Origin of the sequence: Streptomyces sp. NPDC050287 (assembly GCF_044459385.1) — a bacterium.
Taxonomy (GTDB): Bacteria; Actinomycetota; Actinomycetes; order Streptomycetales; family Streptomycetaceae; genus Streptomyces.
The window spans coordinates 343,697-354,925 of sequence record NZ_JBITIY010000009.1 but is presented as its reverse complement, the minus strand read 5'-3'; the positions used below and the strand labels follow the sequence as shown (position 1 = coordinate 354,925).

At 71.0% G+C, this 11,229-nt stretch carries 7 protein-coding genes and 1 pseudogene; 2 read left to right on the top strand and 6 right to left on the bottom strand.

The features are described 5' to 3' along the window. Together ACIBK3_RS31305 and ACIBK3_RS31300 are read right to left on the bottom strand one after the other, a co-directional pair. A partial coding sequence (locus ACIBK3_RS31305; protein ID WP_399370769.1) for a maltotransferase domain-containing protein occupies window positions 1–662 on the bottom strand: 662 nt, incomplete at its 3' end. Between the two features lie 228 nt (window positions 663–890). Continuing rightward, window positions 891–2,090, bottom strand: a complete 1,200-nt coding sequence (locus ACIBK3_RS31300) for a S8 family peptidase (RefSeq protein ID WP_399370768.1) — start codon at window positions 2,088–2,090, stop codon at window positions 891–893. 314 nt (window positions 2,091–2,404) lie between these two features. Here ACIBK3_RS31300 and ACIBK3_RS31295 point away from each other — a divergent pair, with 314 nt between their 5' ends. Continuing rightward, window positions 2,405–5,023, top strand: coding sequence for a glycosyltransferase family 1 protein (locus ACIBK3_RS31295; RefSeq protein ID WP_399370767.1), 2,619 nt, complete (start codon window positions 2,405–2,407; stop codon window positions 5,021–5,023). Between the two features lie 77 nt (window positions 5,024–5,100). Here ACIBK3_RS31295 and ACIBK3_RS31290 read toward each other — a convergent pair whose 3' ends face one another. The 3 genes from ACIBK3_RS31290 to ACIBK3_RS31280 form a co-directional block, all read right to left on the bottom strand. Then, window positions 5,101–5,610 carry a DUF1990 family protein gene (locus ACIBK3_RS31290; protein WP_399370766.1) on the bottom strand — a complete coding sequence of 170 codons (510 nt, stop codon included), beginning with the start codon at window positions 5,608–5,610 and terminating at the stop codon, window positions 5,101–5,103. 81 nt (window positions 5,611–5,691) lie between these two features. Further along, the gene (locus ACIBK3_RS31285) at window positions 5,692–7,356 is read right to left on the bottom strand and encodes a M4 family metallopeptidase (protein WP_399370765.1); all 1,665 of its coding nucleotides are present in this window, start codon (window positions 7,354–7,356) and stop codon (window positions 5,692–5,694) included. 214 nt (window positions 7,357–7,570) lie between these two features. Further along, window positions 7,571–9,634 carry a M4 family metallopeptidase gene (locus ACIBK3_RS31280; protein ID WP_399370764.1) on the bottom strand — a complete coding sequence of 688 codons (2,064 nt, stop codon included), beginning with the start codon at window positions 9,632–9,634 and terminating at the stop codon, window positions 7,571–7,573. Between the two features lie 412 nt (window positions 9,635–10,046). Here ACIBK3_RS31280 and ACIBK3_RS31275 point away from each other — a divergent pair. Beyond that, window positions 10,047–10,294 (top strand): annotated as a pseudogene (locus ACIBK3_RS31275) (IS200/IS605 family accessory protein TnpB-related protein); the annotation flags it as partial. A 523-nt stretch (window positions 10,295–10,817) separates the two neighbouring features. Here ACIBK3_RS31275 and ACIBK3_RS31270 read toward each other — a convergent pair. Next, window positions 10,818–11,036: a hypothetical protein gene (locus tag ACIBK3_RS31270; protein ID WP_399370763.1), complete on the bottom strand. Its 219-nt coding sequence runs from the start codon at window positions 11,034–11,036 to the stop codon at window positions 10,818–10,820. Window positions 11,037–11,229 lie beyond the last annotated feature (193 nt).

The following is an 11,229-nucleotide window of genomic DNA, read 5'->3' as shown; positions in this document are numbered from 1 at the left end:
GTCTCCGAGGCGGTGACCAGCTCCCGCAGCGGATGCCGCGACAGCACCGCGTCCACCTCCGGCGTCAACGCCGCCGCCAGCCGGGCCGCGACGGGGCGGCTCTCGTCCCGCAGGGCCTCGACGGCGGCGAGGAGGACCTTCCGCGCGTCCTCGGGGGCCCCCTCGGCCGCGCGCGCGTGCAGACGCGCGCCGTCCTCCAGGACCAGCTCCGTGTCCATCCCCGCCGGGATCTTGATCTGGGCGTGGTGGCGCCAGGTGCTGACGGGATCGCCCCAGGCCTCCACGGTGTACGTCCACCGGCCGGGCTCCCCGGCGGTGACGGTGGCGCCCCAGCGGTCGGAGCCGGGGGCCAGCTCCCGCATGGGCGTCCAGGGGCCCGGGCGGCCTTCGGGGTCTTTCAGTACGACGTTCGCGGCGACCGCGTCGTGGCCTTCGCGGAACACGGTGGCCGAGATCTCGAACGACTCTCCGGTCACCGCCTTGGCCGGCCTGCGGCCGTGCTGGATGACCGGGCGGACGTCGAGGACGGGTATGCGCCCGACGGCCGTGCCGTCGCTCGCGGAGGGTGGCTCCGCAGCCGGCGGGCCGCTGTCGACCGGGCGTACGGGATACGCCTCGGTGCTCGAAGTCGGGGGTGCTGACGAGTGGTGCGTGGCGGGCATGACCGCTCCTGTCCGCGTCAACGTTGATGGGCGGATGTCTGTGGGGAGGTGGGTCCTGCGGGGCATCCCTGAGGCGTGCCGGTGTGGTACCTGCGGGGTGTACCGGAGGAGCCTTCCCACCCTATTCGGGTGGGCAATCCGGCACTTTGCTAACTACTCACGCGTATGTCTGCACACAAGACCGGCCCCGTTCTGGCCGAACGGGGCCGGTACCGGACGTGCCCCGCGTCAGCGCGTCACGTGCAGTAATTTGTCCGGCGAACCGAGACCCCGGCCGGACACCTTGCCGGATACCGCCTGGGAGACCAGTGCCTTGCCGACCTGCGCGGGGGTGGCCCCGCGATGATCCGCGAGATACAGCGCCGCCGCGCCGGCCGCGTGCGGCGCCGCCATCGACGTACCCGAATATGTTGCCCGCCCGGTGTTGCCGCTGTGTGACGCCGAGGTGATCGACACGCCCGGGGCGAAAAGATCGAGGGCCGGGCCGAAGTTGGAGAAGGCCGGTTTCGCGTCCCCGGGGCCGGTGGCACCCACCGTGACCGCCTCCTTCACGTCGGCGGGGGAGTAGCGGGAGGCCGGCAGCCCGTCGTTGCCCGCCGCCACCGTGTACGTCACTCCGGACCTGATCGAGGCGCGGACGGCGGCGTCCAGTTGGGCGTTGCGGGCGCCGCCCAGGCTGAGGTTGGCGACCGCCGGTTTCCTGGCGTGTTCCGTCACCCAGTCGATGCCCGCGATGACCCGGGCCGTGGTGCCCGCGCCGGCGTCGTCGAGGACACGCACGGAGACGACCCGGGCCTTCTTGGCGACCCCGTACCGGGTGCCGGCGACGGTGGCGGCGACATGGGTGCCGTGTCCGTTGCCGTCACCCGCGCCGCGGTCACCGTCGACGAAGTCCCAGCCGTCGCTCGCCCGCCCGCCGAAGTCCTGGTGGCCGATCCGGACACCGGTGTCGATCACGTACACGGTCACCCCGGAGCCCCCCGAGTCCGGCGAGGTGTACGTCCCGTCCAGCGGCAGACGGGCCTGGTCGAGCCGGTCCAGGCCCCACGACGGCGGGTTCTCCTGCACCCCGTCCAGGCTCACCCGGCTGTCCTGGACGACCGAGGCGACCCGCGGGTCCGCCGCGAGGAGCCGGGCCTGTCTCTCGTCGGCCCGGATCGCGTAGCCGTTCAGCACCGTGCCGTAGGTATGGCTGATTCGTGCCCCGTACTTCTCGGCGAGGCCCTTTCCGGCCGCCGACGGGGCCTTCGTTCCCCCCTTGAGTGTCACCAGGTAACTTCCGCCGACGGAGCCGGGCTGTCCGGCGCCGGATATCGGCCCCTGAGGTGCGGCGTGCGCGGGCAGGGTGATCGCCGAAAGAGCCGCGGCACAGGTCACCGCGGTCAGACCCCCCGCCACGCGCAGACGCCGCCTTCGCGTCCGTGCCATGGCTGTTTTCCCCCTCCTCGGTCGGCGTCCGGCAGCCGCGGTCCACGCGCTGGGCGGTTCCCGGGCCCGGACGCCACTGGAGAGCCTCTCGTGCGGCGCGAAGCACCACAAGAACGCCTGAGGGTGTGGAACCGGCCATATCGGGCCCGTCCGCGTCGGCGGCCCGTCCGGGGTCCCAGGACACGGTTCCTCGGGCCGACAGCGGGGAACACGGGGAGCGGGACGCCCAGCGAGAGGGGCACAAACGCCGGTACCGTTTGAAGAACGCTGCGCACAGTGTCGTGCGTCCTCCAGCGAACGCGTCGAGGTGGCAAGTGAAGGCGATCCGTCGATTCACCGTCCGTCCCGTTCTCCCCGAACCGCTCCGGCCACTCAGTGATCTGGCGCGGAATCTGCGCTGGTCCTGGCACGCCGAGACACGCGACCTCTTCCAGTCCGTCGATCCGGAACGCTGGGCCGCCTCAGGTGGCGACCCGGTACGGCTGCTCGGCAGCGTGCGTCCCGCGCGGCTCGCCGAGCTCGCCGAGGACCGGCGCTTCCTGCGCCGGCTCACCGCGGTCGCCGACGATCTGAACGACTATGTGACCGGCGACCGCTGGTACCAGACCCAGACCGCCGAACTCCCGGCCGCCGTCGCCTACTTCTCCCCGGAGTTCGGCATCACGGCCGCCCTGCCCCAGTACTCCGGCGGCCTCGGCATCCTCGCCGGCGACCATCTCAAGGCGGCCAGCGACCTCGGCGTACCGCTCATCGGGGTCGGCCTGCTGTACCGGCACGGATACTTCCGGCAGACCCTGTCCCGGGACGGCTGGCAGCAGGAGCACTATCCGGTGCTCGACCCCCACGAACTGCCCGTCGCCCCGCTGCGGGAGGCCGACGGCACCCCGGCCGACGTCTGTCTCGCCCTGCCCGGCGGCAAGCAGCTGCGGGCCCGGATCTGGCTGGCCCAGGTCGGCCGGGTACCGCTGCTGATGCTGGACTCCGACGTCGAGGAGAACGACCTCGGCGAGCGCGGGGTGACCGACCGGCTCTACGGCGGCGGCAGCGAGCACCGGCTGCTCCAGGAGATGCTGCTCGGCATAGGAGGAGTGCGGGCCGTACGGACGTACTGCCGGCTCACCGGGCACCCCGAGCCCGAGGTGTTCCACACCAACGAGGGCCACGCCGGCTTCCTCGGCCTGGAACGGATCGCCGAACTCTGCTCCGAGGGGCTGGACTTCGACTCCGCGCTCGAAGCCGTGCGGGCCGGGACCGTCTTCACCACCCACACCCCCGTCCCGGCCGGCATCGACCGCTTCGACCGGGAACTGGTCGCCCGCCACTTCGGCCCCGACGCCGAGCTGCCCCGCATCGACGTCGGACGCGTCCTGCAGCTGGGCATGGAGACCTACCCCGGCGGCGAACCCAACCTGTTCAACATGGCCGTGATGGGCCTGCGCCTGGCCCAGCGCGCCAACGGCGTCTCCCTGCTGCACGGCAAGGTCAGCCGGGAGATGTTCTCGGGCCTGTGGCCGGGATTCGACCCCGAGGAGGTGCCGATCACCTCCGTGACCAACGGGGTGCACGCCCCGACCTGGGTCGCCCCGGAGGTGTTCCGGCTCGGGGCCCGGCAGGTGGGGGCCCAGCGCACCGAGGACGCGCTGACCGTCGGCGGGTCGGATCGCTGGGACGCGGTCGGGGACATCACCGACCAGGACATCTGGGAGCTGCGCCGCAATCTGCGCGAGCAGCTGGTGACGGAGGTGCGGGAGCGGCTGCGCGCCTCCTGGCGGCAGCGCGGCGCGGGGACGGCCGAGCTGGGCTGGATCGACGGCGTGCTCGATCCCGACGTGCTCACCATCGGGTTCGCGCGGCGTGTCCCGTCGTACAAGCGGCTGACGCTGATGCTGCGCGACCGCGACCGGCTGATGGACCTGCTGCTGCATCCGGAGCGGCCGATCCAGATCGTCGTCGCCGGGAAGGCGCACCCCGCGGACGACGGGGGCAAGCGGCTGGTGCAGGAGCTGGTGCGCTTCTCGGACGATCCGCGGGTGCGGCACCGGCTGGTGTTCCTGCCGGACTACGGCATGGCGATGGCGCAGAAGCTCTACCCGGGCTGCGACATCTGGCTCAACAACCCGCTCAGGCCGCTGGAGGCGTGCGGGACCAGCGGGATGAAGGCCGCGCTCAACGGCTGCCTCAACCTCTCCGTCCTGGACGGCTGGTGGGACGAGTGGTTCCAGCCCGACTTCGGCTGGGCGATCCCCACCGCCGACGGCGTGGGCACCGACCCCGACCGGCGCGACGACATCGAGGCCGCCGCCCTCTACGACCTGCTCGAACAGCGGGTGACCCCCCGCTTCTACGAGCGCGGACAGGAGGGCCTGCCCGACCGGTGGATCGAGATGGTCCGCCAGACCCTCACCCTGCTCGGTCCGAAGGTGCTGGCGGGCCGCATGGTCCGCGAGTACGTCGAACGGCTGTACGCCCCGGCCGCCCACGCCCACCGCACCACCGACCCGGACTCCGCGCGCGAGATCGCCGAGTGGAAGGCCCGGCTGCGCGCGGCCTGGCACGGTGTCGCCGTCGACCACGTGGAGACGACCGCCGCCACGGCCACCGCGGAACTCGGCACCACCCTCGGCCTGCGGGTGCGGGTCGCACTCGGCGACCTCGGTCCCGACGACGTCGAGGTGCAGGCGGTCTCCGGCCGGGTGGACGAGGAGGACCGCATCACCGATGCCACGGCCGTCCCGCTGAAACCGGCGGGCGGCCCCGACCCCGAGGGACGGTGGGCCTACGAGGGCCCGCTGTCCCTGGACCGGACGGGCCCCTACGGCTACACGGTCCGCGTCCTGCCCGCCCACCGCCTGCTCGCGTCCAGCGCCGAACCCGGACTGGTCGCGCTGCCGTCGGAGGAGGTGGTGGAGGCGGCGGGGGTGCTGCTGAGGTGAGCCGGTCCGGGAGGCACTGACCGGCGTCGCTTCAGGGACTCATCAGGGCACCTCAGGTCTCTGTGAGCGGCGCCGGCTCAGATCCTCTCCACCGGGGCGCACAGCCTGCGCAGTACCGCCCCGCACCGCCGGGCGTACGCGTGCTGCAGTCCCCGGGTCGCCGGGCCGCCCGCGCGGGAGTACCACTTGGCGGCGCGGCTGAAGGCGGACACGGTCAGCCAGACCGTGCCGTCGCCGGTGCGGTCCACGACGAAGGACTCCTCGCCGCTCTCCGGGTGACCGGTGAGTGTGCCGTACGCCCAGCCGGCGCGGCGAGGTTCCTCGACCGTCCAGACGACGCGGCAGGGCGCCTTGATCAGGCCGGCGAGGGTGACGGTGACGTCGACGTCGGGGGCGGCCCGGTCAGCGCTCGCGTCGACGCCCACGCCGAGCTCCCGGTGCATCTCCCAGGTGAGGACCGCTTCGGAGGCTCTGCGGAAGACCTCTTCGCCCTCCCCGATACGGGTGCGCACATGCATGGGGTGGAAGCCGGGCGGGCAGAAGCCGGCCTCCCGGGTCGCGCCGACGTCGTCGTACGTGAAGGACATGGGTCCCAAGAGTAGGGCGGCACCCGGGAACGCTCTCGTTCCGGGTGCCGCCCTGTCACGGTGCTGTCAACTGCCTGACAGTCAGCTGACGTTGACCGCGGACCAGGCCGCGGCGACCGCCTTGTACTCGGTGCTGGTGGAGCCGTAGAGGGCGCTGGCCGCCGAGAGTGTGCCGGTGCGGGCCGCCTTGTAGTTGGTGGTGGAGGTGAAGTACGTGGTCAGCGCCTTGTACCAGATCTGCAGGGCCTTGGCGCGGCCGATGCCGGTGACCGTGGAGCCGTTGGACGTCGGCGAGTTGTAGGACACGCCGTTGATCGTCTTCGCGCCGCTGCCCTCCGAGAGGAGGTAGAAGAAGTGGTTAGCGACGCCCGACGAGTAGTGCACGTCCTTGTTGCCGACGGTGGAGGACCAGGAGTCCGCCGAGCCGCCGTCCTTGCTGGGCTTGTCCATGTAGCGCAGCGGGGTGCCGTCCCCGTTGATGTCGATCTCCTCGCCGATGAGGTAGTCGCCGACGTCGTTGGGGTTGTTGGCGTAGAACTCCACGCCGGTGCCGAAGATGTCGGAGGTCGCCTCGTTCAGGCCGCCGGACTCGCCGCTGTAGTTGAGGCCCGCGGTGTTCGAGGTGACGCCGTGGCTCATCTCGTGGCCGGCCACGTCCAGCGAGGTCAGCGGGTTGACGTTGCCCTCGCCGTCGCCGTACGTCATGCAGAAGCAGCTGTCGTCCCAGAACGCGTTGACGTACGCGTTGCCGTAGTGGACGCGGGAGTAGGCGGCCACGCCGTTGTTCTTGATGCCGCTGCGGCCGAACGTCGACTTGTAGAAGTCCCACGTCTCCTGCGCGCCGTAGGCGGCGTCGACGGCGGCGGTCTGGTCCGTGGCCGAGCTGGAGGCCGTGCCGGTGCCCCAGGTGTCGTCCGCGTCCGTGAACAGGGTGCCGGCCGACGAGCTGGTGCCGTGCGACTTGTTGTACGTCTTGTGGCCGCCGCGCGTGCCGTCCGTCAGGTTGTACGTCGTGCCCGACTTGGTCGTGCCGAGGGTGACCGTGCCCGAGTAGAGGCTCTTGCCGGTGCCGGTCTCGATGCCCTGGTACTCGTAGAGCTTCTTGCCGGTGGCCGCGTCGGTGACGACGTGCAGCTCGTTCGGGGTGCCGTCGTCCTGGAGGCCGCCGACGACGGTCTCGTAGGCGAGGACGGGGGTGCCGTTCCCGGCCCAGATCACCTTGCGCGGGGCCTGGTCGGCGGCGGTCTTCTCCGAGCCGGCGGCCTGCGCGGCGGTCAGGGCCTGCTTCTCCGCCTTGGCCGGGGCGAGCTTCGGCGTCACGGAGGCGACCTTGATGGCCGCCTTGGTCGCCTTGGTCACGCTCTTGGTGGCGCCGCTGGGCGACTGGTGGACGACGAGGTCGCCGCCGAGGACCGGCAGACCCGCGTAGGTGCGCTCGTAGCGGGTGTGGACCGAGCCGTCGGCGTCCTTCACGACGTCCTTGACGACCAGCTTCTCCTTGGCGCCGAGGCCTATGTCCTGGGCCGTGCCGGCGGCGTCGGCCTGCTGCTCCTGGATGAGCGAGGTGCGGGCGGACGCGGACAGCTGGAGCGGGGCGGCCGCGAGGGTGGCTCTGCCGGTGTCCGCCGTGGTCTCGGCGGCGGCTGAGGAGCCGGTGGTCAGGCCGGTGGTCAGCAGGGCTCCGGCGGCGACGGCGGTCGCGATGGCCAGGGTCGAACGCTTGTGACGCGCGTAGAGGGAGGTCACACAAACTCCTTGGAGTGGGGGGTTGCTGGGAAGTTGTGCGGCGGTTGAGGGAAGAGTGACATTGGTGCCGCGTACATGTCAGGACCCTGATGTGATGTTGGCCGAAAGTCGACCGTCCGGTAAATGTTTCGGGAGTGTGAACGAGGGCGCCGCGCCCGGGAGTTGGACCACCGGGTGCGGCGCCCTGTCTTCGAGGCTCGCGAAGGCCTGGGGCCTACGGGAAGGTGAGCTTCCAGCTGTTGATGTAGCCGGTGTCCTGGGCCGCGTTGTCCTGGACCCTCAACTTCCAGGTTCCGTTGGCGACTTCGGAGGACGCGTTCACCGTGTAGGTGGTGTTGATGTTGTCCGCGCTCCCGCCGGTGCCGTACGCCTTCAGCGTGTACGCCGTCCCGTCGGGGGCGACCAGCTGCACCTGAAGGTCACCGATGTAGGTGTGCACGATGTCGACCGCGACAGCGAGGTTCGAGGGCGCGTTGCCCGTCCGCCCGGAGACCGTGATCGACGACGTGACCGCCGCCCCGTTGTCCGGAATCGATACGTCGGCCGCGTTCTCGAAGGAGGTACCGCCACCCCCGCCGCCGCCCGAGCGCGCACCGACCGCGACGCCCGCCCAGGCGTCCTGCACCGCCTTGTACTCGGCGCTCGTGGTGCCGTACAGCTCACCCGTCGCCGCGAGGGTGCCGGTGCGGGCCGCCGCGTAGTTGGTGGTCGAGGTGAACTTCGTCGTCAGCGCGCGGAACCAGATCTTCTCCGCCTTGTCCCGGCCGATGCCGGTGACCGGAAGACCGTCCGCGGTGGGCGAGTTGTAGGTGACACCGTTGATGGTCTTGGTGCCGCTGCCCTCGCTCAGCAGGTAGAAGAAGTGGTTCGCCGGGCCCGAGGAGTAGTGCACGTCCACCGAGCCGATGCCGGAGTACCAGCTGTCCTTGGACGCGCCGTCCTTGCTCGGCTTGTCCATGTAGCGCAACGGGGTGCCGTCGCCGTTGATGTCGATCTCCTCGCCGATGAGGTAGTCACCGACGTCGGAGGAGTTGTTGGCGTAGAACTCGACCGTCGACCCGAAGATGTCGGACGTGGCCTCGTTCAGACCGCCGGACTCACCGCTGTAGTTGAGGCCGGCCGTGTTGGACGTGAGCCCGTGCGTCATCTCGTGCGCGGCCACGTCGATCGACGTCAGCGGGTTCGCGTTGCCCGAGCCGTCGCCGTAGGTCATGCAGAAGCAGGAGTCGTCCCAGAACGCGTTCACGTAGTTGTTGCCGTAGTGGACCCGCGAGTACGCGCCCACCCCGTCGCCGCGGATACCGCTGCGCCCGTGCACGTTCTTGTAGTAGTCCCAGGTGAGCTGGGCGCCGTAGTGCGCGTCCGCGCCCGCCGACTCCGCGTTCGAGGCGCTGCCGTTGCCCCAGACGTCGTCGGGCCCGGAGAAGAGCGTGCCGGTGCCGGAGGTGCCCCGGTTGAGGTTGTACGTCTTGTGCCCGCCGCGCGCGCCGTCGGTGAGGTTGTACGTCGACCCGGACTGCGTGGTGGTCAGGTTGACCGTGCCCGAGTACACCGTGTTGCCGGTGCCGGTCTCGATGGCCTCCCACTCGTACAGCTTCGCGCCGGTCGCCGCGTCCGTGACGACGTGCAGCTCCTGAGGAGTGCCGTCGTGCTGGAAGCCGCCGACGACCGTCTCGTACGCCAGGGTCGGCTTGCCGTCGGCCGCCCAGATCACCTTGCGCGGGGCGCGGTTGACGTCGGGGCTCTTGGCCTTCTCGGCCCGCGCGGCCTTGAGGGCCTGCGTCTCGGCCGTCGCCGCGGACAGCTTCGCCGTGGTGGTCGCCGGTGCGATGGCGGCCCGGGTGGCCTTGACGACCGCCTCGGTCGCGTCGGCCTTCGTACTCTCGACGACCAGGTCGCCGCCGAGGACGGGCAGGCCGTCGTAGGTGCGCTCGTAGCGGGTGTGGAGCGTGCCGTCGCCGTCCTTGAGGACGTCCCGGACGACCAGCTTCTCCTTGGCGCCCAGGCCCAGGTCCTTGGCGGTCCTCGCCTTGGCGGAGTCGGCCCGGCGGATCAGCTCGGCACGCTGGGCGGGGGTCAGCTTCACCGACTCGGCGCCCGGGAGGACCTTGCCGGCGGCCGACGGGGCCTTCGCGGGGGCGGCGGTGGCGGCGCCCGACTGGACGGCCGCGGCGATCAGGGCGGAGACGCCGACCAGGGCGACGGCGGCGGCCCTGCGCTGGGCGGTGCGGGTGTGGGGGGTGCGGGGGGTGCGTCTGTGGGAGGAACTTCTCAACACTGACTCCTTCTGCGTGGCCGCGGGTCGCGCGGCCAGGGGAGACCGGTCGGCGGGTGGGCCGTCCGGGCAGAGCAGGGGCGGTGCGGAAAACCTCGTGCGGGAGCTCGGCCGTGCCACAGCGGCGGAATCTGTGAGGTTGCTGTGGAGCAGCCGTGGGAAGAGTGGCAGCAGATCGCGGTTTCTGTCAGGGCCGCGTCAGGAAGTTGGCCGGAAGTCGTTCGTTGTCCGGGAGTTCATGTTCGGTATGCGGAACTCCCGGGGTGGTGGTGCGGGGCGGTGGTCGGGGTTCAGCGGGTGTTCTGGGCTGGTTTTCCGGGGGAACGGGAGTTCTTGGGGCGAACGGGTGACCTGTTGGGGTGGTGCTCGTTGATAGCGGTGACGGGGATCTTCGAGCCGTTGGGGGGTGGGACGGGTGGGTGGGCTGCGGGAGTTGGCGGCGCCGTTCGTGGTGCCCGGCCGGCCGGGGTTGCGGTGCGGGACCGGTTGCGGGTGTCGGCGGTGGATGCGGCGGTGCTGCGTGAGGTCGGGATGTTCCTGGGCTCGCTGGCCGCCGGTGATCTCGCCGTGCGGTCCCGGCAAGGGTGGGCGCATGATGCGGCTTCCTGGGCGGTGCGCAAGCGGGAGCTGACGGGCAGGTCGTCGGCCCGCTGGGCGGGCAGCGGCGGGTGTCCATGGTGAAGATCGCCTGACTGGGTGGCTGGGGCGGTTCCCGGGTTCTGCTGCGCCTGCCGCGAGACGCTGCCTACGATCCGTCGCTGTGCGGGGACGCCGCCGGAATCGCGGGGAGGGTGCCGGGCCGAGGCGGAGGCCGCTGCAACGGCTCCCGACCCGGCGGCCGGGCGGCCGAGTATGCCCATGCGCGGCGGCGCGCACGGGCGTGACCGGTCGTTCTGCCTTGGTCAGCCACTGAGTTGCGCTGTGGCAGTCGTCAAGGGATCTGGCAGGTGTGTGGCAGGTGGAACTGTCCGCGGACCGCTCGTCGGCTGCCGGGACATGACGATCTCGACGCGGTACTGCTCGGGGTGCGACTTGATCTGGGTCCAGTTCGTTCGAGCGCACAACTGGTCGACGGTCAGGGACGAGACGTATGGGTGCTGGCCGATGGGACGCATCTCGGCGGGCCTGCCATCGACGGTGTTGGAGGTCGGCGGGTTCTGCCGTCCGACGATGTGCCCGGCGTGCATCAATAGGCGGAGGAGGTGACCGGGTACCACCTGCCGGACGGCTGGTCGGCTTCGTCGGAGTTCACATACTGGTCGGCCCCGTAACCGACGTCGACGAGTTCCGCGTCGTACAGCGACGTCTCCGCCGGGATGGCGCCGTTGGCGCTGCCCTCCACGTAGCCGATGTGGTGGCCTGGGGTGTAGCCGAAGTCGCCCACCGCGTCCCCTTCGCCGGTCACGTCGGAGCCTTTCGGGAAGCAGTGGTCCGCTGGGATGAGGTACCCCTCACCCCCCGAGTCGTATGCCGCGAGACCGGAGGTGCACTGAGCCACGTAGCCGGACTTGCGTGCATCGCCGATGAGCACATCGCCGCCGATGAAGGCAGGCGAATTGCGGCCAGCGCCGTGTTGGAAGGTTTCTGACCGCGGGTGA